This window comes from Azospirillum thiophilum (assembly GCF_001305595.1).
Classification (GTDB): Bacteria; Pseudomonadota; Alphaproteobacteria; order Azospirillales; family Azospirillaceae; genus Azospirillum; species Azospirillum thiophilum.
On the sequence record NZ_CP012406.1, the window covers coordinates 563,868 to 585,049 of the forward strand.

Genomic DNA, 21,182 nt, shown 5'->3' on the forward strand with positions numbered 1-21,182 from the left:
CCCGATACACGACGCTCGGTGCCGGCTGTTGTTTTTCCGAAGGAGCATCAGCATGAAGTTCAGAAAACTTGGAAATTTGAAAGTGTCTGCCCTCGGCCTCGGCTGCATGGGGCTGAGCTACGGCTACGGACCGGCGACAGACCGGCGGGATGCCATCAAGCTTATCCGGTCCGCGCACGAGCGTGGTGTCACTTTCTTCGATACGGCCGAGGCCTATGGCCCCGGCCTCAACGAAGAGGTCGTTGGCGAGGCACTTGAACCCGTCCGCGATCAGGTGGTGATTGCGACCAAGTTCGGCTTTAAGAATGGCCTGCCGTCGGACGGCATGGACAGCCGCCCCGAGCGCATCCGGCACGTGGCCGACGAGGCGCTTCAGCGGCTGCGCACCGACCGGATTGACCTGTTCTACCAGCACCGTGTCGATCCGAACGTGCCGGTGGAGGATGTAGCCGGCACCGTCAAGGAGCTGATCGACGCCGGCAAGGTGAGGCATTTCGGCATGTCCGAGGCGGGGCCCGAGACAATCAGGCGCGCCCATGCGGTGCAGCCGCTCGCCGCGCTCCAGAGCGAATATTCGATGTTCTGGCGCGAGCCGGAGGCGGAAATCCTGCCGCTGCTGGAAGAACTGGGCATCGGCTTCGTGCCGTTCGCGCCGCTCGGCAAGGGGTTCCTGACCGGCAAGCTCGGCCCTAAGACGGTATTCGCCAAGGATGACTTCCGCAGTACCGTTCCCCGCTTTCAGGCCGACGCGCTCACCGCCAACCAGGCGCTGGTCGATCTGGTGACCGCAATCGCCTCGGAAAAGTCGCGAACGCCCGCCCAGATCGCGCTTGCCTGGCTGCTCGCGCAGCGGCCGTGGATCGTACCGATCCCCGGCACCACCAAGTTGCACCGGCTTGAGGAGAACCTCGGTGGTGCCGACGTCGAGCTGACAAGCGACGACCTCACCCGCATCGAACAGGCACTCAACCGCATCCAGCTTCAAGGCGAGCGCTACCCCGCCTCACATCAGCGCTTCATCAACCGCTGAACTGCCCAACAGAAAGACTGGCCATGACCACCAACATCCCCGCTGTGACGCTGAACAACGGCGTCGAGATGCCGAGTCTCGGCTTCGGTGTCTTCCAGGTGCCCGATCCCGCCGAGTGCGAGCGCAGTGTGCGCGATGCGATCGAGGTTGGGTACCGGCTGCTCGACACTGCGACCTCCTATGGAAACGAGGAGGCGGTCGGCAGCGCGATCCGCAACCATGGAATCGACCGCCGCGAGCTGTTCGTCACCACCAAGCTGTGGATCGAGGACGCCAGCTACGAAGGCGCCAAGACTGCCTTCGAGCGCTCGCTCAACAAGCTGCAGCTCGACTATCTCGACCTCTGGCTGATCCATCAGCCCTATGGCGATGTGTATGGTGCCTGGCGCGCGATGGAGGAGCTACACCGCGCCGGCCGCATCCGCGCGATCGGCATCAGCAACTTCTACCCCGACCGGCTCGTGGATTTCGTGCTTCACAACGAGATCACGCCGGCAGTCAACCAGATCGAGATTCACCCCTTCCACAGCCAGGACGATGCGAAGGCGGTCTTGGATGAATACAAGGTCCAGGCCGAAGCATGGGGACCATTCGCGGAAGGAAAGAACGGGCTGTTCTCGAACAAGCTGCTCCAGTCGATCGGTCAGAAGCACGGCAAGACCATCGCGCAGGTCGTGCTGCGTTGGCTGAACCAGCGCGGCATCGTCGCCATCCCCAAGTCGGTGCGCAAGGAGCGCATGGCTGAGAACTTCGCGATCTTCGATTTCGAGTTGGATCAGGATGATATCGCATCGATCACGACGCTCGACCAGAAGGCCAGCAGCTTCTTCGACCATCGCGATCCCGAGAAGGTGAAGTGGCTCGGTACCCGAAAGCTCTGAATCCGGTGCGGGCGTGAGCGACGTGCTCCGCCCGCCCTCATGAGTTCGAGCGGCAGCGGGAGGGCGGATGCGATGCCCGCAGCAAAGTGAAGGCAGCAGCACATGCTGCCCGATCAATTTCTCGGTGGCGAAGCGGGAGCGGCTCCGGCAAGGAGCAGTCCCTGCGCCCGGGCACGGTCCAGCAGGTTCTTGACCGAGGCCGCCGCCCAGCTGTGCCCGCCGCGCGGCGTGGTCTCCCGCATCGCCTCCAGCTGGGCGCCGATGGCTCTGAGTGACAGCGTCGGGTTCGCCCGGGCGATGCCGGCCACCAGCACCATCAGCCGGTCGTCGCTGCGCACTGCAGGCGCCTTGTCGAGCAGCGCCCTCTCCGCCAGCCCTTCCTCGACGAAGGCGCGGACGGCACGGCGCAGCCGTTCGGCGGTCCAATGCCGGCCGGGGGGCAGCTTGGCGTTCACCGCCCGCGTCACCGCCGCCCAGGAGCGGGCCGGGGAGTGGGTCAGCCGGAGCCGCCGCACGGTGGGCAGCCACTCTTCCGCCGTCCGGGTCAACTCCAGCAGATAGAGCTGGCGCTGCGGCTTTGTCACGGCAACTGAGTCGACAAGTAGAACTTGCGCACTTCGCACCTGGTTCATGCCGCGGCGGTGGCGGCCTGCCAGTCGGCCACGGCCTGTGCCCGGAAGGTGCGCAGGGTGCGGCGGGAGACCAGGTGGCGCTGGAGGTTGAAGGTGTTGTAGACGGCGGCATGCAGAGAGACGAAGCGCTGGGCGGAACCCGATGATTTGAACCGCTGCATCTTGCGCTCTCGTCGCCGCACTGGCTGGTGTGAGACCTCGGCGCGGTTGTTTGTTCGCCGTCCTTGTTCATGGTGGGCGGTCAGACCGAGTTGGCGGAAGGCGGCCCCATAGGACCGGAACTTGTCGGTGGTGACCTGGGTGGGTGCGAAACCGTGCTTCTTCAGCAGTTTACGCATCAGCTTGCAGGCTGCGGCCCTATCGCGCCGACGCTGGACGAGCACCTCCAACACCTCGCCTTCGTCATCGACAGCCCGCCACAAGTACATCAGCTTTCCGCTGACCCTGATCACCATCTCGTCCAGATGCCAGCGTGGGCTGGGCTTGGGCCGGAGGCGCCGCAGGTTGCCGGCCCAAACTTCAGGACCCAGCGGCGGACGGTCTCGTAGGACGCCTCCACGCCGCGTTCGGCCAGTAGCTCCTCGACATCCCGGCAACTCAGCGTGAAGCGGAGATAGAGCCACATTGCATGCTGGATGATCGCGGGCGGAAACTGATGGCGGGCATACGAGAGCGGCGACATCCGAGGAGAATAATGTGTAGGTGGGCGAGGTTTGCTGAAATTCGTTCAAGGCCCCTCGACCTTCAACGTCCACCCGCAACGGGTCACTTGCTGGTTGTGATTGACCGAAGAGCGATATCGGATTCAGTATAGTCGCCGACGGGGCTGGCATCGTCAGCCCCTGTGGTCGAGCGTTTCCACCAGTCCGTGCCGGGAATGATACATTGACAGCCGCCGAAGCCCATACGGCCCAGAAGCGGAATGCCGTGCGCATTCTCTTCATTCTCGATCAGTGCGGAAGCGATCCGGGGCGCGATCCGCCGGAGGATGCGGTTGGTGTCATCAAGGCGGAGAAGCGCCTACAGGCCCTAGATTTCTGGGTGCGGAACCCCGACTACTTGGCAGCAGAACTTTTGACGCTGTTCGAGACATCTCGGAACGCGGAGTTTTTTCATGCGGCTGACCAGGTGATGGGAGGCGATGAGCCCGAAATCAGGCGACTCGGTATGCTCCGGTTCCTGTTCGGCGCCTGGGAGCAGATCGATGATGCCATGGCGACGCTGGAGAGCTTAGGCCTGGCCAAGGTTCGAAAATCGGTAAACCGCGAAAAGCGGCAGGTTCAGCGGACGGACTTCTTCCTGCTCAGGAAAGGTCGCGAGTTGGGAACGCAACTGGTGGACGAGGCCCCGCTGCTGCGTTGGTACCGGGACCGCGCCGCCTTGGTCGCGTCGGTCGCCGGCAATGACTCCGGCAACCAGTTGAAAAAGCGCCAATATGTCCAGGCGGAATACCAAGGGGCGAAGTACGGCGACATGATCGTGCCAATCAAGGAACGAGTTCTGGCGCGCTTGGCGAAGCTCCGCGAGGAGGCGGCATGAGCGAGACTTTCCTGGAGGCGGTGGCGCGTCGGAGCGCCCTTTCGGCCGAGACGGTCGAAGCGGTGCTGGAGCGGCACTCGGTGGTACCGTCGCCGTCGCCGCCACCGGCCCGATCCTTGAGGCTGCGCCGGGTGGCGTTTCGTGGCACTAAACGGATCCATGGGGTGGAAGCGCCGATCGATTTCAGTTGGTCCCCCGATGGCGACGGCATCTGGGGGATCACCAGCGCGGACAACGGATCAGGCAAATCGTCGGTCTTTCAAATCGCACTCTGGGCCATCCGCGGCGCGCCGAAATCGGTGACTGATACGGTTCGCGGCTGGCTCGGCCATGTCGAAGTAGATCTGTCGGCCGGCGACAAGCGGTTTCGCGTTGCGTTCGAGGTGACCAACGGAGTGGGAATTGCCGGTACGGTGTCGGTCCTTGGCCCTGACGACACGATCCACCAGCTCCTTCCCTTTGGTTCGGCGGACGCTTTCAAGCGGCTGATGAGCGATCTGATGTTGGACGCTCTGGCCCTCGAGCCGATCGCCGCAGCGCGTGCCCTGGGGAGCGACAGCGCCATCGCTTATTCCGACAAATGGCTGGCGTACACCGGCGCCCTTCTGTTCGACAGCGACAGCGACGCGCTGATCGGCGAGTTTATTACCACGGACCTTACCCAACGCTTGCTGCAGGTGTTCCTGGGACTGCCGTGGGCCACGACTCTCTTCCAGGCCCGTGCACGCCGGCGGGTTGCCGATGCGGAGGCGCTTCAGCGCCGCCGCCAGTTGCAGGCACTTGGTGGGAAATCCATCGAGACGCTGGAGGAGGAACTCGCCAGGATCGATGCACGGATCGCGGAAGGGGCGACGCGCAGCCGGGCCGAAGCTGATTTGCGCGATGCGCGGGAGCGGTACGAGAGCATCGCCGCGGAGATCCGGCGGCTGCGAAACGCTCTTGCCTCCGCGGAGGACGAGGTCGACCGGGCGGATGGCGAACGGCGCCGTGCCCAGCGGGAGTTGCTCGCACTCCAAGAGGAGCAGGCTGCGGCGACCTTCCTGGGGCGGCTGACACCAACCTGCTGCCCCCGGTGCTCCGCGCGTATCACCGAGGACCGCCGGGAGGTGGAGCGTGTGGAGGGCCGGTGTTCGGTTTGCTCAAGCAAGGTCGAAGCGCCCGACCCCGCTGTTGTGGACGCCGAGATCAACGAGGCGCAACAGAGAGTCGAGGAGCTGACACGCGCAGAGCGCAAGGCCAAGCAAGGGACGGTACAGGTCGAAAAAGCCCTGGCAGCCGCGCGGGAAAAGCTGGAGCAGGCCGGCGCTCGGCTGAACGCGTTGTCGTCACAAGGAACGGCTGCCGATGCACAGCTTCTTCACATTGAGCGGGCACGGATTGAAGGAGCTTTGGAGATTGTCCGCAAGATCCTCTCGGCAGATCAGGCAGACGCGGTTGATCTCACAGTGCTCAAGGCGGCTGAGGAGGAAGCGGGAGACCGGGTGGATGAGACCGCCGCCGCGATCTTGAAGCATGCCGGCGATGAGGTTGCCAGACTGGTAGTCGATCTGGGGATGGCGGACGTCGAACGCGTGGTCATCAAGCGAAATGCCAATGTGGACATTCATAAAGGAGGCGGCGTGTCGACATTTCGGGGCCTTTCGGCCGGTGAACGGCTGCGGCTGCGTATTGCCACTGTCATCGCGTTGATCAAGAGTGCTCACCAGTTGGGAGCCGGCCGCCATCCCGGCCTGCTCTTCATCGACTCGCCAACGGCGGAAGAAATGCAGGACGCCAACGTGGAAACCATGCTCGGCACCCTTGCCGAACTTGCGCGGGACGTGCCGGGTATCCAGCTCTTTGTCGCGTGCCGCGGCGTCGAGCGTACGGCTACCGCCGTTCCCGCTGGTCGGATGCTGTCAGCGGAGTCTGGAGCGAAGCTCTGGTAAGAGCCGTGGACATGGGGGGTAACGGGAACTACAACAGCTTATGAGCCCCGTCGAGCAGGAAATACGTCGGCGCGTGATCGCTGACGAGCCGATCCGGCTAAAGGACTTGGGAGAGCACGCCGTGCTTGCCCAGGCGGAGGCTCTTGTACACTCGCGCATGTTCGGTGACGTGGTGGCGGCACTAGCTGCCGACTGGGCGGATCTTGATGATCCTGACGGCGCGTCGGCGCTCATCGCGGATGGGCTCAAGGGCAATCCAGACCGGCTGGTCTTGGCGCATGCGATCGGCGCGCTTGCGGAAAATCCACCCCCCGATTTGCGACGCTTCGTTCAGGCCCTTGAAGTCCGGTCGCGGGACACGAGTTCGGACCCCTTGGCGCGCATCGAGGCTGTTGCGGGGCTGATGAGGCTTGCTCTGCTGGACAGCCGGTGGGCGCGGTTCGCATTGGCCTCAGTGGTGATGCTGGAGGATGTGGAAGGGCCGTGGGCCAACGCGATGCTCTGCCGGCTGGCGGCGTTGGCGTACGAGCAATTCCATGATTCGGAAGCGGTGCAGTTGCTCGAAAAACTGGCCAGCGGCGAGGGCGTTTCTGAGGCGGCGTTCCAGCGCGGCATGGTGTCCTTCGGGCAGGCTTTGGAAGGAGCGACGTTCAACGCGGTGGCCGACGGGTTGCACGAAGCGGCGCGGTGGTTTCAGACATCGGAGGAAGCTGCGGAAGATCGCCGTGACGCCCGCCTTTATCGGTTGTTGACGGACGCCCTTTCCTCGCTTGCCCGGCACGGCGAACCACCCACGGCGGCGGTGATGGAGGAGTTGCGGACCACGGCCGTGGTCCGGGCACTCTGGGACAGGCCGCGCCCTGGGGCGAAGTGGTTGCAGCCGCCACCGGAAGCGGAGTTGGACTGGATTCTGCTGATCGAGAATATGACGAGCGCGGTTTCGCGCGGTCGGTCCTGTACCGGAACCGACGCCGCGGTCGTGCTCGCTGACGCCGTCCGACTCTATCGCTCAATACGGGGGGTGATGCGTGGAGCCTCCAGTGCAGCGAAGCCTTCCGTCCAAGCAGGCCTCGTCCTGGTTCACGGAATGCTGGGTGCGGTCGAACGATGGGCGAGCGGGGGCGGCTTGCCAACTGACGCCGCCGCGATGCTTCAAACGAACATCACGACGATCGCGAGTTCATTGGGCGCTCCACCGGGAAAATCCTTGCGGACGACGTGGCCCGGCCCCGCGACGTCCAAAGCGAGTTGCTGGCCGGTCTGACAGACGCGAACCGCGCGACAATCTTGGCCTTTTTGGCGGATCGCGTGCTCATCGAGGTGGATCTCGATGACGTGGAGCGCGAGTTGTATGTCAAGGTCACGTCCAAGCTGACATTGGCGCGGGATTATGCAGGAGAGGTCCGGGTCCGGTTCAATCGGTTGCTCCTTCTCCTCATCAAGTTCTTGCGATCACGCATGGACTTGTCCTCGTCGCACGGCAAGCTCGCCTATCTCGACGCGTGCGCCCCTGGCGAGGAGCCCAATGAGTTCGAGCTACAATTTGATCTATTCAATTTTCTGTTCGGCATCCTTTCTTGTGACATGGAGCGGCCGAATAAAGTTGCCGGACGATCGGATATCGAGATCCCGCAACGCGGCTTCCGCTTTGTCATAGAAGTCAAAAGAACGACGAGTCCCAAGTGGTCACGTTTTTCTCTTCGAGGTTTCCTACGTCAAGCCGGCGCCTATCAAGCCACGGACAAAAGGCTGGGGGTTCTCGCCGTCCTGGACCTTTCCCGGCGCGATCCCGGTAATCCGCACTTTCTGGATTGCCTGGGGGTGCAGCGACACCGGGTCGCTCCCGGCGACTACCGTTCTGTGGTCGTGCTCAGAATCCCCGGGAATCGACGTTCGCCGTCGGATCAGGCCCAGCCCCGTCGCCGCACCTCAGGAGGCCCAAAAAGGCAACCTGGGAAAGGGCGCAACTGAACCATATGTCAGAGCCGGATGAATACTGGCCCAGCCACGCCGCCTGCCGCCGTGATGGCACTTTCCACGCGGACGGCTCTGCGGACGTCGTGCCCAGGGTGGTCTTTCACCGCCATTCCGTTCGTTCTGCTGCGCCCTATCTCGGCTGCGGTCAGCGGGACAGGCGCTCCAGCAGGAGGCCTCGGCACGGCGTTGCGGCAGCCCGTCTCAGTCAGGCCCCACTCTCTGGCCGCCGACGGAAGAGCCTTTCGGTAACGTTGTTGCGCCAGCGGTCGCGCGAGCGCAGGTAGCGCCGCGCCACCTCAGTGGATTTGTGCCGGGTCTGGCGCATGATGTCGTGCAGCTGGGCCTCTTCCTCGGCCGCCGCTGTGGCGAGACCGGCGCGCAAGCTGTGGCCGGAGAAGCGCGCCGGCTCGGGCAGGCCGGCCTTGACCGCGCCTTCCTTCACCAGTCGGTCCACCGCCTTGTCGGACAGCGGCTTGCCGGTAACCCGGCCGTTCTTCAGCACGCCACAGAACAGCCAGTCCTCGGGCTGGAGCGCGCCACGCATCGACAGCCAGGCGTCGAGGGTGCGCAGCACGCATAGCGCCGGGGTGGTCGCCGCCCAGATGGCCACGCCGTCGCCGCGCCCGTGCTGGTCGGTCTTGGAGCGGCGCACCGTCACTTCGACGCCGCGACCGGGGATGCGGACGACGTCCGCCACCCGAAGCGCCACCAGCTCGCTGCGGCGCAGGGCGGCACCGTAACCGATGAGCAGCATGGCACGATTGCGCACGCCCAGCGCTCCGTCCGGCTGGGCGGCGAGCAGCCGCGGCAGGGCGTCGAGCAGGATGGGGGCGGCCTGTCGCACGGTGCGATTGGCCTGACCGCGGGCGAGACCGTCGAGCACCAGCGCGATGCGCGGGTGCTTGAGGTCGACCGGCACGCCGGCGAGGCGGTGGGCGGTGGCGATGGCGGCGAGGTGGACGCGCAGCGTCGGCACGGTGAGGCGCTCGGCGGCCTTGACCAGGTAGAGGCCGATGATCTCGGCCTCGCCGGTCAGCGGGGCGAAGCCGAGGCGCGCGCACCAGGCGGTGTATTGGGTCCAGGCGGAGCGGTAGGCGCGCAGGGTGCCCGGGCCCCGCGCCCGCGTCGCCCAGGCGGCGGCCTGCCCGGCCAGTTCGCGGAATTCGGCGGCGCGCGCCGGGTCGGCGGGGACGACGAGGCGGCCGAACAGCCCGGTCTCGACGGCGACGCCGGCGTCCGGATCCGGCCAGGCGGCGCCCTCCCCGTCCAGGCGGACGTCGGTCATGGGATCGTCGGACATCGGGGCTCCGGGGCGGCATCGAGGGTGGTTCGCGCGGAGGATGCGGGATCGCGGTGCTGCACGCAAGGGTTCCGTCCGAAAATGCCGCTTGTCGGACGGAATCAAAGTTGCCGCAATCGACCTCGGCCGCAGCGGGCCGCCAACCAGCCTGCCGTGGCGGAAATGCGGTCCTGAAGGGGGTGCCGGGCGGGTCTGAGGGACGGAACCTGTCCACCGATTGCGGTTCGAGTCCAGTGATCCTGGCACTGCCTGTCCAGCGATCCTGGGCCGGAATTCAGCCGTTTTCCGGGATCTCAGGCTTGAGTCCAGCGATCCCGCAAAACCGACAGCTGTGCTTGTCATAACGCCCAAGGCTGTTCGGGTTGTGGATCTGTAACCCGTTGGCAACGCTTGCCTTCGCGTGCCACGGGAATTTATCGCCGGCCCGCCGGCCGGGCCGGAATCAACATCTTGTGCTTGATCCGCCATCGGCCGGCGCCCAAAGGTTGAAATTCGTTTCCCGCTGACCTGGCCTCCCGGTGCTGCTCGCCGGACTCATTCCGCAGCGCTGGGACCGCGCAAAAAGATCAGAACAGGAACAATTTTTTCATATGCTCTGTGCCATCTTGTGTGTGCAGCGGGTGCCGCCGCCCAGAAAAACGCGCTCCGGCAGCCGCTTGCCCCGGAACCCTCCGGAACGGTGGCATCAATCCACCGAACTTTCAGATTGCAAGGACACCATGCGCACGCTTCTTCTCGCCGCCACCCTCCTCGCTACCGTCGCCGTCCCGGCTGTCGCCGCGCCGCGCACCCTCGTCTGCGGTCCCTTCAGCTATACCGATAACAACGGGCAGCCGGCTCAGCTCGGGCCGCTGACCTTCGTGGTCGACCCGGCCGTCCCCGCCGGCCAAGTGATCGAACCGTCCGGCGAGCCGGCAAACGTCAGCGTCGAGATCCCTAACGAGCACCTGATTACCCTCAAGTTCTACAACTCGGCCGTGATGGGCAACACCACCACCTATATCTTGGCCATCAGCAACGACCATGGTGGCGCCACCCTGGCCACCTATTCCAACAGCCAGATCCCCTTTGCCAGGAGCCAGTGCCGCGTTGGCAGTCGCATCGTCTTCTGACGACCGGCCGGAAGTGGCCCGAAGGCACATAGGCGCTCTCGGGCTTTTCCGGACGTTTCCAGTGTGGCCGGACAATCTGTGCACTTCCGTGTGGTGACCCCATGCGCGTTCAAATCAGACCGTTGATCGTTGACAGACGATTATCGTTGATTAATAATGGATAAAATCGTTAGTCATGGGGCATGGATTATCATGTCAACCTCTCTTCTCACCCCGGCTCAGATCCGCGCGGGACGCGCTTTGGTCAACTGGACGCAAGAGCAGCTTGCGGAAAAGGCCGGTGTCAGCTTGAGCACCGTGCGCGATTACGAAAAGGAGCGGCGCGGCGGTATCGTCGGTGGATTGAAACCGCTCCGTGACGCGCTGGAAGGCGCCGGTGTGGTCTTCCTTGACAGCGAGGGTGACTATGGACCCGGAGTGCGAATTTTGGCGCGCATACCGAATTTGCTGCGTTGGCCGAAAAAATTCGGATCGTGGAACGAGCTTTTGATAAACGTCGAATGGCGAGGGAAGGAATACGCCGTCTTCGTAACTCGTGACATATTGGATGACATTGGCCGCCATTCCGAACATCAAACGGAGGGCGCATATTTGCGTTTGTACGAAAAATACCGCGACCACATTCTTCAGGCAGCTGCCCGAGCGATTGATGCCCGGGGCGCAGCGCCAGATGGACGAATTTACCTAAGCCATGATGACTTTCCACCCCACCTCGTTTGATGACAGCCGGATCGAACCCTTCCCATAAGGTTTCCAATATTGACCTTTATCGATGAAGCCGATGCCAAGGAACGGGCAATTGTCATCAAGGCCGCTCCAGCTATCCGGAACCTGTATTGGTGCGATCTATGGACCGACGCCGTGAAGCCAGAGTTCTGGAAGCGGCGGCCGGTGATCGTCATCTCTTACAAAAATATGCTGCACACCCCGTGCTTGGTCGTACCACTCACGACAAAACCGCAGGCGGGAAATCGGTGGGCGCACAAGCTCACGGTTAATTATGTGGATGCGAACATTGAGGCTTGGGCCGTCTGCAATCATCTTCTCACAGTGTCTCCGGCCCGGCTGTCCTCGGTCAAAGGCAAGGTTCCACGGCTTACAGAAGCCGAGTTCCATCCCATTCTCGCCAAGGTGCTAGACTGGCTGCCGAAGCTTCCCCCGGTCCTTGACGGTTCTCACTGAATCGCCCACATTATGGGTGTGGCCCGGTGTGAGCTGGTGTCCACCGATCCGAGGCCGTACGGCTGACGAGATTCAAATGCGAGGGGAGCCGGTGACGGCTCCCCTTCGTCTTTTCAGCAAGTACGCCTCGAAATCCGTTCGGAAATACCCGCTCCCAACGGGTTTCCGGACAAGGCGTGACCACCCAAACGGCGCAACGATGTCACCCGCCGAAATAGCGGTCGTGGTCGAGATCGGTGATCAGCCCCAGCCCGGTCGGCTGCCAGCCCAGCCGGGCGCGCGTCCAGGCGCTGGAGGTCGGGCAGTCCAGCGCGGCGAAATGGGCGAACCAGCCGAAATGGGCGGCGGCCTCCTCGCCGGACTTGGCGACAACCGGCACGCCCAGCCGGCGGCCGATCACCGCGGCGATCTCCCGGAAGGAAACGCCCTCCTCGGCGGCGGCATGGTAGCAGGCTCCGCCCTCGCCCTCACCCCCGCCCTCTGCCCGTTCAAGCGCCAGACGGTAGAGGCGGGCGGCGTCCAGCCGGTGCACGGCGGACCAGCGGTTCAGACCCTCGCCGATATGGGCGGAAACCCCCGTCTCGCGCGCCATGCCGATCAGCAGGGGAACGAAGCCGTGGTCGCCGTCGCCATGCACCGACGGCGGCAGCCGCATCACAGACACCCGCACACCCCGCGCCGCGACCGAGGCGGCGGCCTCCTCCGACGCGACGCGGGGCAGGGCGCCGGGGCCGGAGGGCGGCACCATCTCCTCGGTCGCCAGCCGGACCGAGCCGAGCAGCCCGACCGCGGAGGTCACGATCAGCGGGCGGCCCGACCCGGCGAGCACGTCGCCGAAGGCGTCGATCACGTGGCGGTCGGCCTCGCAACTCTCCTTGTAGCGCGAGAAATCATGGTTGAAGGCGGTGTGGATCACGCCGTCCGCCGCGGCGGCTCCGGCGCGCAGGCTGTCGAGGTCGTCCAGGCCGCCCCGGTGCGGCTCGGCTCCCGCCGCCTCCAGGGCGCTCGCCGCCGCCTCGGTGCGGGCAAGCCCAAGAACCCGGTGGCCGGCGGCGACCAGCTCCGCGACGACTGCCGAGCCGACCAATCCCGTGGCCCCCGTTACGAATACGCGCATCGTCCTCTCCTCATGGTCCTTGCGGTATCGCCGCATCTGCGGCGCTTGGCTGACGGCAGAGCGAAGTCAGGTTGACGGCAGCAGCGGATTGCCTTCTCTCCCCCGGGGAGGGTGAGGGGGCCGGCGCGCGGATCGCGCGCCGCCAAGGGGCATACTGCCCCTTGGCAATCCCCTGGCGCAGTCGTTCCGACCGCGCTGCCCCCTCACCCAACCCTCTCCCCGGGGGGGAGAGGGCTTACAACCAGTCCTGTTAACCTGACCTCGTTGCCCTGGAGCTGACGATACCGATTTGCGCGATACGATCCATGCTGTAACGTCTGGAATACTGTCGTGATCGTCCGGAATGTGCCATGGAACCGCTGTCCGACCCGCTGTCCGATGTGCTGTCGCTGCTGAAGCCGGAAAACCACATGTCCGCCGGGCTGGATGCCGGGGGCGACTGGGCGATCCGCTTTCCCCTGCAGGAGCGCGCGATCAAATGCGGGGCGGTGGTGACGGGGCGCTGCTGGCTGGTGGTGGACGGGCAGCCCGAGCCGCTGCTGCTGGAGCCGGGCGACGGGTTTTTGCTGCCCGGCGGGCGGGCGTTCCGGATGGCCAGCGATCCCGCCGTGCCGCCGGTCGACGTGGCCGGGATCTTCCGGCCGGCGCGGGCGGGCGGCGTGGTCACCTATAACGGCGGCGGCGGATGCCTGGTCGTCAGCAGCCGGTTCCTGGTGGCCGGCGAGCATGCCGGGATCCTGTTGCGGATGCTGCCGCCAGTCCTGCACATCCGCGCGGGCGCCGACGGCGGCGCCATGCGCTGGTCGGTGGAACGGATGATGCTGGAACTGCGGGACGGGCAGCCCGGCGGCGTGCTGACCATCCGCCATCTCGCCCACATGATGCTGATCCAGGCGCTGCGCCAGCATCTGAACGGCGGGGCGGCCGGCGGCGGCGTCGGCTGGCTGTTCGCGCTGGCCGACAAGCGGATGGCGGCGGCCATCGGCGCCCTGCACGGCGACCCGGCGCACCGCTGGACCCTGCAGGAGCTGGCCGGCCGGGTGGGGATGTCGCGCTCCACCTTCGCATTGCGGTTCAAGGAGACGGTGGGCGCCTCGCCGATGGAGTATCTGACGCGCTGGCGCATGCTGCTGGCCGGCGACCGGCTGGCCCGCACCGCCGAGCCGGTGTCGGGCATCGCGCTGTCGCTCGGCTATGACTCGGAAAGCGCCTTCAGCGCCGCCTTCAAGCGGGTGATGGGCTGCTCGCCGCGGCACTATGGCCGCAGGGGCGCCGGGGCATCGGCTGCGGCTTTGGGGGATTGAGAGGGGGGCGCGCGGCGGGGATTCCCGGGGGGGCACGCGGTGCTTCCCCCTCACCCCGACCCTCTCCCCGGGGGGGAGAGGGGGATATCCCGGGGCGGGAGAGGGGGCGGTTGGCGGTCGCGGCTCAGTGGTTGTCGCGCGGGATGCCCATGGTCTGGGCGACGCGCTGGTACTTCACCGCCGGCTTCAGCACCATGCCCTCGTCGAGCTGGTCGACGATGCCGCGCTGGATCTCCTGCCACGGAGTCTGCGACGGCGGGGAGGGGTAGCCGCCCGCCGCCTCCAGCGCGGCGCGGCGGTCGGCCAGCTCCGCCTCGGACAGCAGGATGTCGGCGCTGCCGCGCCGCAGGTCGATGCGCACCCGGTCGCCGCTGCGCAGCAGGGCGAGGCCGCCATTGGCCGCCGCCTCCGGCGACGCGTTGAGGATCGAGGGCGAGCCCGAGGTGCCGGACTGCCGCCCGTCGCCGATGCAGGGCAGCGAATGGACGCCCTGTTTGATCAGCTCGGCGGGGGGGCGCATGTTCACCACCTCCGCCGCACCGGGATATCCCAGCGGGCCGGCGCCGCGGATCACCAGGATGGTGTAGGCGTCGATGCCGAGCGTGGGATCGTCGATGCGGTGATGGTAGTCCTCCGGCCCGTCGAAGACGACGACCTTGCCCTCGAACGCTTCCGGATCCTTGGGATTGGACAGGTAGCGCTCGCGGAACTCCTCGGAGATCACGCTGGTCTTCATGATGGCGGCGTTGAACAGGTTGCCGCGCAGCACGACGAAGCCGGCGTTGATCTTCATCGGCTCGTCGATCGGATAGATCACCCGGGTGTCGAGGGTCTCGGCGGTCCGGCAATTCTCGCCGATGGTCCGGCCGTTGACGTTGGGCGCGTCCTCGCGGATCAGCCCCCGGCGCATCAGCTGCGACACCACCGCCGGGACGCCGCCGGCCCGGTGGAAATCCTCGCCGAGATACTCGCCGGCCGGCTGGAGGTTGACCAGCAGCGGCACCTCAAGCCCGTGGGCCTGCCAGTCGTCCACCGTCAGCGGCACGCCGATGTGCTTGGCGATGGCGTTGATGTGGATCGGCGCGTTGGTCGAGCCGCCGATGGCCGAATTGACGACGATGGCGTTGAGGAAGGCCTCGCGGGTCAGGATGTCCGAGGGCTTGATGTCCTGGCGCACCATCTCGACGATGCGCTTGCCGGTCTCGTAGGCGGCCTGCTGGCGCTCGCGGTAGGGGGCGGGGATCGCGGCCGATCCGGGGAGCTGCATGCCCAGCACCTCCGCCAGCGAATTCATGGTCGAGGCGGTGCCCATCGTGTTGCAGTAGCCGGTGGAAGGGGCCGAGGACGCCACCAGCTCGATGAAGCCCTGATAGTCGATCTCGCCGGCCGCCATCATCTGGCGGGCCTTCCACACGATGGTGCCCGAGCCGGTGCGCTCGCCGCGGAACCAGCCGTTCAGCATCGGGCCGACCGACAGCGCGATGGCCGGGATGTTGACGGTCGCCGCCGCCATCAGGCAGGCCGGCGTGGTCTTGTCGCAGCCGATGGTCAGCACCACGCCGTCGAGCGGATAGCCGTGCAGCACCTCCACGAGGCCGAGATAGGCGAGGTTGCGGTCGATCGAGGCGGTCGGCCGCTTGCCGGTCTCCTGGATCGGGTGGACGGGAAACTCGATGGCGATGCCGCCGGCGGTACGGATTCCCTCGCGCAGCCGCTCGGCCAGCACGATGTGGTGGCGGTTGCACGGGCTGAGGTCGGACCCGGTCTGGGCGATGCCGATGATCGGCGCACCGGATTGCAGCTCCTCCCGGGTCAGGCCGAAATTCAGGTAGCGTTCGAGATACAGCGCCGTCATGTCGGGGTTGGCGGGGTTGTCGAACCACGCGCGCGACCGCAGCCGACGCTCTGGACCGGAAGTCGGGTCGGCGAAGGGGGCGGGGGAGGTGGGGGTCGGATCGGTCATGACGACACCGGTTCTGGTTGGGGCGCGGGGCGGTGGCCGCCGGCGCCGGAGTTTGGGGAAGAAGGCCGCGGCGGCGGCGTCACCAGTCGAAGGCGGCGGTGCTGCGCCAGCGCCCGACCAGACAGGCGTCGGCGACCAGGGACAGCGGGCGGGCGTCGACGTCGCTCGCCCCGTCGGCGATCAGCCGGTGGAAATGGCGGTAGATGCGCTGGTATTCGGTGTCGGGCTCGGCCAGCGCCGGCACGCCGTCCACCGTCAGGCGGGTGCCGCCATGGGTCAGGTCGAGGCGCCCGTCCGCCGTGTCGATGGCGATGGACCAGCTCTGTTCGCCCTGCTGGAGGAAGTCGAAGTCGGCGGTCACCCGGCCGATGGCGGTGCCAGGGGCGCCAGTTGGGGCGGCGGCCATCTCCAGCGTCGCGGCGATGGGGGTGTCGCGGTTGGCGGGGACATGCAGCTCGGCGGCGCGCACGAAGACCGGGGCGGGCAGGATCGCGGTCAGGATCGACAGGGCGTTGATGCCGGGATCGAAGACGCCGAAGCCGCCGGCCGCGAAGATCCAGTCCTGGCCGGGGTGCCAGCGCCGCACATCCTCCTTCCAGGTGATGGCGACGCCGCGGATGTCGGCATCCGCCAGCCGCGCCCGCGTCTCCGCCACCGCCGGGTTGAAGCGGGAATGCCAGGCGGTGAACAGGGTGCGCCCGGCGGTCTGCGCCTCGGCCACCAGATCGTGAAGCTCCGACAGGGTGGCGGCGGGCGGCTTCTCGATCAGGACATGCTTGCCGGCGCGCAGAGCCTCGACCGTCAGCCCGTGGCGGACGGCGGGCGGCGTGCAGAGCGCCACCGCGTCGAGGCCGGGCAGCGCCGCCAGCATCTCCGCCTGGGAGCGGAAGGTGGGAGCGCCGTCGGTGGTGGCGCCATCCGGGCTGACCACGGCGGCAAGCTGGAACAGGCCGGTGGCGGCAATGGCGGGGATATGCTGGTCGCGGGCGATCTTTCCCAGACCGACAAGTCCGAGGGTGGGGAGCGTCATGGCGATATGTCCGGTCGGGGAAGGGAAGGCGCGGCGGGGGAAGCGAAGTCCCGGAAGCCGCGTCAGGCCTTGCCCTTGTTGTAGACGTCGAAGCAGACGGCGGCGAGCAGCACCAGACCCTTGATCACCTGCTGCCAGTCGATGCCGATGCCGACGATCGACATGCCGTTGTTCATCACGCCCATGATGAAGGCGCCGATCACCGCACCCGTCACCCGGCCGACGCCGCCCGAGGCCGAGGCGCCGCCGATGAAGCAGGCGGCGATCACGTCGAGCTCGAACGAGACGCCGGCCTTCGGCGTGGCGGTGTTGAGCCGGGCTGCGAAGATCAGGCCGGCAAGCGCGGCCAGGACGCCCATGTTGACGAAGGTGTAGAAGGAGAGCCGGCGGGTGTCGATGCCCGACAGCTTGGCCGCCTTCTCGTTGCCGCCCAGCGCGTAGACGCGCCGGCCGATGGTGGTGTCGCGGGTGACGAAGGCATAGATGCCGATCAGCAGCGCCATGATGATCAGGACGTTCGGCAGCCCCTTGTAGGAGGCCAGCAGCCAGCCGATGTAGGCGACCACCGCGAACAGCCCGGCGCTCTTCAGCGCGAACAGCGGCAGCGGCTCCTGCTCGATGGAGAAGCGCTGGCGGCGCAGCCGGGCGGCGATGCTGAAGCCGATCATGATCGCCGGCGTCGCGAGGCAGAGCAGCAGCGTCGTGGTGTGGAAGCCGGCGGTGCCGAAGAGGTCGGGGATGAAGCCGGAGCTGAGGCGCTGGAACTCCACCGGGAAGGGGCCGACCGACTGGCCTGCCAGCAGCGCGAGGCTGAGGCCGCGGAACACCAGCATGCCGGCCAGCGTCACGATGAAGGAGGGAATCCGGAAATAGGCGACCCAATAGCCCTGGGCCGCGCCGATGGCGGCGCCGGCCAGCAGGCAGAGGATGGCGGTGGGCACGAAATGCAGGTGGAACTGCACCATCAGGATGGCGGCCAGCGCGCCGATGAAGCCGACGATCGAGCCGACCGACAGGTCGATGTGCCCGGCGACGATCACCAGCAGCATGCCCAGCGCCATGATGACGATGTAGCTGTTCTGGAGAACGAGATTGGTCAGGTTCAGCGGCTGCAGCAGCGTGCCGCCGGTCATGTACTGGAAGAAGGCCACGATCGCCAGCAGCGAGATCAGCATGCCGTAGTCGCGCATGTGGCTTTTCAGGAAGCGGGCCATCGAGGCCTGGCGGGGCTGCTGCGCGGGCAGGTTCAGTTCGGCGCTCATTGCAGGGACTCCCCGGCGGGATTTGCGGCGGCGTTGATGGAGGCGCCGCGCGACGACGACGACATGATGGCGTGCATGATCTTTTCCTGGCTGGCCTCGGCCGCCGGCATCTCGGCGACGAGCGCGCCTTCGTTCATCACATAGATGCGGTCGGCGACGCCGAGCAGCTCCGGCAGTTCCGACGAGATCAGGATGACGCCGCGGCCCTCGGCCACCAGCTGGTTGACGATGGTGTAGATCTCGTACTTGGCGCCGACGTCGATGCCGCGGGTCGGCTCGTCCAGGATCAGCACCTGCGGGTCGGCGAACAGCCATTTGCTGAGCACGACCTTCTGCTGGTTGCCACCGGACAGGTTGACGGTGTGCTGGAACACGTCCGAACAGCGGATGCGCAGGCGGCGGCGGAAGTCGTTGGCCACCTCGATCTCGCGCTCGTGGTGGATGACGCCGCGCTTGGCCACGCCGTCGAGGTTGGCCAGCGTCACGTTGTGGCGGATGTCGTTGTCGAGCACGAGGCCGTAATGCTTGCGGTCCTCGGTGGCATAGGCAAGGCCGCTGTCCATCGCCTTGCGGATGGTCGACAGGTCGACCTCGCGCCCGCCGAGGAAGGCGCGGCCGCGAATGTTGCGGCCCCAGGAGCGGCCGAACAGGCTCATGGCGAATTCGGTGCGGCCTGCCCCCATCAGCCCGGCGATGCCCACCACTTCGCCCCGGCGCACATGCAGGTCGACGTCCTTGACGACGCGGCGGCCGGGATGGATGGGATGGTCGGCGCTCCAGCCCTTCACCTCGAACAGGATGTCCCTGGAGCGGATGTCGTCGGGATTGCCGGTCCGGCGGGGGTAGCGGTCGGCGAGGTCGCGGCCGACCATGCCCTTGATGATGCGGTCCTGGCTGATCGGGCCGTGGTGGCAGTCCAGCGTCTCGACCGTGGTGCCGTCGCGCAGGATGGTGACGCGGTCGGCGACCTTGGCGATCTCGTTCAGCTTGTGCGAGATCAGGATGGAGGAGATGCCCTGCTCCCGGAAGCGCAGCAGCAGGGCCAGCAGGGCGTCGCTGTCGCTCTCGTTCAGGCTGGCGGTCGGCTCGTCCAGGATCAGCAGCTTGACCTGCTTGGACAGCGCCTTGGCGATCTCCACCAGCTGCTGCTTGCCGACGCCGATGTCGGTGATCAGGGTTTCCGGAGACTCGGTCAGGCCGACCGTGCGCAGCAGCTCGCGCGCCCGCGCGGTGGCGGCGACCCAGTCGATCACGCCACGCCCGAAAAATCCCTTGTGGGCCTGCTCGTTGCCGAGGAACAGGTTCTCGGCGATCGACAGCAGCGGGACCAGCGCCAGCTCCTGGTGGATGATGATGATGCCCAGCGTCTCGCTGTCGGCGATGCCGCGGAAGGAGACCGGCTGCCCGCGGAAGCGGATCTCGCCGTCGTAGCTTCCATGCGGATAGACGCCGCTCAGCACCTTCATCAGCGTCGATTTGCCGGCGCCGTTCTCGCCGATCAGCGCGTGGATCTCGCCCTCGCGGACCGAGAGGTTGACGTCGTCGAGCGCCTTGACGCCCGGAAACGTCTTGGTGATGCCGCGCATCTCAAGAATGCTGTCCATGATACCCCGCTGTCGCCCCGGCGGACACGCCGGGTGAGCGCCGGGGGGAGCGGGCCTTGCCCCCCACCCGGCGCCCGCCTGCTCACTTGATCTGCGATTCCTTGTAGTAGCCGCCGTCGACCAGCACCTGCTTCCAGTTGGAGGCGTCGACGCTGACCGGCTTCAGCAGGTATGACGGAACAACCTTCTTGCCGTTGTCGTAGGTCTTGGTGTCGTTGACCTGCGGGGTGCGGCCGGCCAGCAAATCGTCGACCATGCCGACCGTGATCTTCGCCAGCTCGCGGGTGTCCTTGAAGACGGTGGAGCGCTGCTCGCCCGCCAGGATCGACTTGACCGACTGGACCTCGGCATCCTGGCCGGTCACCACCGGCATCGGCTGCCCCGCCGTGCCGTAGCCGACGCCCTTCAGCGACGAGATGATGCCGATGCTGAGCCCGTCATAGGGCGACAGCACCGCGTCCAGCTTCTTGCCGCTGTAATAGGCGCTCAGCAGGTTGTCCATGCGGGACTGGGCGACCGCGCCGTCCCAGCGCAGGGTGGACACCTTGTCCATGCCGACCTGCCCGCTCTGCACCTTCAGCTTGCCGCTGTCGATGTAGGGCTGAAGCACCGACATGGCGCCGTTGTAGAAGAAATAGGCGTTGTTGTCGTCGGGCGAGCCGCCGAACAGCTCGATGTTGAAGGGGCCCTTGCCCTCCTTCAGCCCGAGCGCCTTTTCGATGTAGGCGGCCTGGAGGACGCCGACCTGGAAATTGTCGAAGGTGGCGTAATAATCGACGTTGGCCGAGCCGCGGATCAGGCGGTCGTAGGCGATGACCTTGACACCCTGCTCCGCCGCCTTCTGCAGCACGTCGGTCAGCGTCGTCCCGTCGATGGCGGCGATCACCAGAACCTTGTCGTTCTTGGTGATCATGTTCTCGATCTGGGCGAGCTGGTTGGGGATGTCGTCCTCGGCATATTGCAGGTCGGTCTTGTAGCCCTTCTCCTGGAAATACTTGACCATGTTGTTGCCGTCGTCGATCCAGCGCGCCGACGACTTGGTCGGCATGGCGATGCCGACGGTCGGCTTGCCCTGCGCCATGGCCGGGGCGGCGGCGCCGGTGGCGACCAGCAGGCCGCAGGCCAGCCCGGCGATGCCGGCCATGAGGAACGACGCCTTGAAATGCCCTTTACGAGACGACATGGACCCGAATCCTCCCAGATTCCGCGACGCGCGCTTGGCCGGACCCGCGTTCCGTGTGGCGGACGGCGTGTGGCGCGATGGTTTGTGCCCCTAGCAATCCCCCGAATTGACATAACTGTCAAATACGAATATTCGCCA

Annotated in this window: 18 protein-coding genes and 1 pseudogene; 10 read left to right on the plus strand and 9 right to left on the minus strand. The window is 66.2% G+C overall.

All coding sequences use genetic code 11. The features are described 5' to 3' along the window. The first annotated feature begins 52 nt into the window (after positions 1 to 52). On the plus strand, positions 53 to 1,030 hold the full coding sequence (locus AL072_RS30880) for an aldo/keto reductase (RefSeq protein ID WP_045584788.1): 978 nt from the start codon (positions 53 to 55) through the stop codon (positions 1,028 to 1,030). Positions 1,031 to 1,053: 23 nt separating this feature from the next. Beyond that, positions 1,054 to 1,911, plus strand: coding sequence for an aldo/keto reductase (locus tag AL072_RS30885; RefSeq protein WP_045584789.1), 858 nt, complete (start codon positions 1,054 to 1,056; stop codon positions 1,909 to 1,911). A 113-nt stretch (positions 1,912 to 2,024) separates the two neighbouring features. On the opposite strand, the gene AL072_RS30890 is transcribed toward AL072_RS30885, so the two are convergent. Both AL072_RS30890 and AL072_RS30895 read right to left on the minus strand, forming a co-directional pair. Continuing rightward, a complete protein-coding gene (locus AL072_RS30890; RefSeq protein WP_200909975.1) occupies positions 2,025 to 2,495 on the minus strand; it encodes a hypothetical protein in 471 nt (156 codons plus the stop codon). A gap of 44 nt (positions 2,496 to 2,539) precedes the next feature. Then, positions 2,540 to 3,225 (minus strand): annotated as a pseudogene (locus AL072_RS30895) (IS6 family transposase). Positions 3,226 to 3,428: 203 nt separating this feature from the next. Between AL072_RS30895 and AL072_RS30900 the strand changes: the two are divergent. The 4 genes from AL072_RS30900 to AL072_RS30915 are packed head-to-tail and all read left to right on the plus strand — an operon-like array spanning position 3,429 to position 7,981. Beyond that, a complete protein-coding gene (locus tag AL072_RS30900; protein ID WP_045584791.1) occupies positions 3,429 to 4,082 on the plus strand; it encodes a hypothetical protein in 654 nt (217 codons plus the stop codon). Continuing rightward, a complete protein-coding gene (locus tag AL072_RS30905; RefSeq protein WP_045584792.1) occupies positions 4,079 to 6,010 on the plus strand; it encodes a hypothetical protein in 1,932 nt (643 codons plus the stop codon). Before AL072_RS30900 ends, AL072_RS30905 begins: the two co-directional genes overlap by 4 nt. A gap of 40 nt (positions 6,011 to 6,050) precedes the next feature. After that, positions 6,051 to 7,274 (plus strand): hypothetical protein, encoded by a 1,224-nt coding sequence (locus AL072_RS30910; protein WP_045584793.1) that lies wholly within the window; start codon positions 6,051 to 6,053, stop codon positions 7,272 to 7,274. Next, the gene (locus AL072_RS30915) at positions 7,259 to 7,981 is read left to right on the plus strand and encodes a hypothetical protein (protein WP_144428427.1); all 723 of its coding nucleotides are present in this window, start codon (positions 7,259 to 7,261) and stop codon (positions 7,979 to 7,981) included. The genes AL072_RS30910 and AL072_RS30915 overlap by 16 nt, the downstream gene beginning before the upstream one ends. 211 nt (positions 7,982 to 8,192) lie before the next feature. Here the strand turns inward: AL072_RS30915 and AL072_RS30920 are convergent, their stop codons facing one another. Next, on the minus strand, positions 8,193 to 9,287 hold the full coding sequence (locus tag AL072_RS30920; RefSeq protein WP_045584795.1) for a tyrosine-type recombinase/integrase: 1,095 nt from the start codon (positions 9,285 to 9,287) through the stop codon (positions 8,193 to 8,195). Positions 9,288 to 10,006: 719 nt separating this feature from the next. Between AL072_RS30920 and AL072_RS30925 the strand changes: the two genes are divergently transcribed. From AL072_RS30925 to AL072_RS33925, 3 genes are all read left to right on the plus strand, one after another. Next, positions 10,007 to 10,399, plus strand: coding sequence for a hypothetical protein (locus tag AL072_RS30925; RefSeq protein ID WP_045584796.1), 393 nt, complete (start codon positions 10,007 to 10,009; stop codon positions 10,397 to 10,399). Positions 10,400 to 10,591: 192 nt separating this feature from the next. Then, positions 10,592 to 11,119 (plus strand): helix-turn-helix domain-containing protein, encoded by a 528-nt coding sequence (locus AL072_RS35060; protein ID WP_158511115.1) that lies wholly within the window; start codon positions 10,592 to 10,594, stop codon positions 11,117 to 11,119. A gap of 39 nt (positions 11,120 to 11,158) precedes the next feature. Further along, positions 11,159 to 11,581 carry a type II toxin-antitoxin system PemK/MazF family toxin gene (locus tag AL072_RS33925; RefSeq protein WP_200909976.1) on the plus strand — a complete coding sequence of 141 codons (423 nt, stop codon included), beginning with the start codon at positions 11,159 to 11,161 and terminating at the stop codon, positions 11,579 to 11,581. Between the two features lie 202 nt (positions 11,582 to 11,783). Here AL072_RS33925 and AL072_RS30935 read toward each other — a convergent pair whose 3' ends face one another. Then, entirely contained in the window at positions 11,784 to 12,698 is a 915-nt protein-coding gene (locus tag AL072_RS30935; protein ID WP_045584797.1) for an SDR family oxidoreductase, read from the minus strand. Between the two features lie 350 nt (positions 12,699 to 13,048). Between AL072_RS30935 and AL072_RS30940 the strand changes: the two genes are divergently transcribed. Then, positions 13,049 to 14,002, plus strand: a complete 954-nt coding sequence (locus AL072_RS30940) for an AraC family transcriptional regulator (RefSeq protein WP_045584798.1) — start codon at positions 13,049 to 13,051, stop codon at positions 14,000 to 14,002. 124 nt (positions 14,003 to 14,126) lie between these two features. Here AL072_RS30940 and AL072_RS30945 read toward each other — a convergent pair whose 3' ends face one another. The 5 genes from AL072_RS30945 to chvE form a co-directional block, all read right to left on the minus strand. After that, positions 14,127 to 15,965, minus strand: a complete 1,839-nt coding sequence (locus AL072_RS30945) for an IlvD/Edd family dehydratase (protein WP_045584799.1) — start codon at positions 15,963 to 15,965, stop codon at positions 14,127 to 14,129. Between the two features lie 79 nt (positions 15,966 to 16,044). Next, positions 16,045 to 16,995, minus strand: a complete 951-nt coding sequence (locus AL072_RS30950) for a Gfo/Idh/MocA family protein (protein ID WP_045584800.1) — start codon at positions 16,993 to 16,995, stop codon at positions 16,045 to 16,047. Between the two features lie 62 nt (positions 16,996 to 17,057). Continuing rightward, the gene (mmsB, locus tag AL072_RS30955) at positions 17,058 to 18,257 is read right to left on the minus strand and encodes a multiple monosaccharide ABC transporter permease (RefSeq protein ID WP_045584801.1); all 1,200 of its coding nucleotides are present in this window, start codon (positions 18,255 to 18,257) and stop codon (positions 17,058 to 17,060) included. Beyond that, entirely contained in the window at positions 18,254 to 19,861 is a 1,608-nt protein-coding gene (gene mmsA, locus AL072_RS30960) for a multiple monosaccharide ABC transporter ATP-binding protein (RefSeq protein ID WP_144428428.1), read from the minus strand. Before mmsA ends, mmsB begins: the two co-directional genes overlap by 4 nt. An 82-nt stretch (positions 19,862 to 19,943) precedes the next feature. Beyond that, positions 19,944 to 21,044 (minus strand): multiple monosaccharide ABC transporter substrate-binding protein, encoded by a 1,101-nt coding sequence (chvE, locus tag AL072_RS30965; protein WP_045584803.1) that lies wholly within the window; start codon positions 21,042 to 21,044, stop codon positions 19,944 to 19,946. Positions 21,045 to 21,182: the final 138 nt, after the last annotated feature.